Below are 634 nucleotides of genomic sequence, written 5' to 3' on the forward strand. Positions count from 1 at the left end.
CCCAGAAAACCAAAATCGACTTCCATGATTTCACCAGGAATTGTTGGGCGCAACCAGCTTGCTCGTGGAGCGTCTGGGAAATGTCTCTTGCAGTACCGTCTCACTGTTGCTTCTGAAACACTAATCTCTTCACGGATATGCTGGTGGATGATAACATAGGATTCCTTGTCTTCGAGCCACTGCTTGATTCTGTCCTTGAATGGATCAAGTGGATGCAATGCATCGGGACTTTCCTGATTGCCTTTGAGTTGCTCCAGTTTCTGCTGGATCTCATATTCACCGGGGAGCTTGGCATCTTGCGAAAGCCAGTGGTAATGAATTGCAGCAAGTCTAAGTTCCCGAATGATGGTACGATGCATACCAGTGTCACGGTAAATTTGCCGGATAGATTGTCCGTGCCGCAACCGACGAATGACCTCACGTTTTTCCGTCATACTTCGCCTCCTGGGCATGAGTCTCCTCCGATAAGTATTTTCTATACTTATCGGAAGGTCAGTTTGTGTGACGGATGGGTGGGTCAGTTCGTTTGACGACCCCGGGTCAGTTCAGGTGACGACCGGGGGGTCAGTTCACCTGACGGCAGGGCGGGTCACTTCCCGTGACGACCCCGGGTCAGTTGGCGTGACGGATAGCA

Annotated in this window: 1 protein-coding gene; it reads right to left on the reverse strand. The window is 51.1% G+C overall.

From position 1 onward, the window contains the following. A partial coding sequence (locus tag ACYQ2L_RS17190) for a hypothetical protein (protein ID WP_460058354.1) occupies positions 1 to 434 on the reverse strand: 434 nt, incomplete at its 3' end. Positions 435 to 634 lie beyond the last annotated feature (200 nt).

It is taken from the genome of Spirochaeta dissipatitropha, from assembly GCF_054657935.1.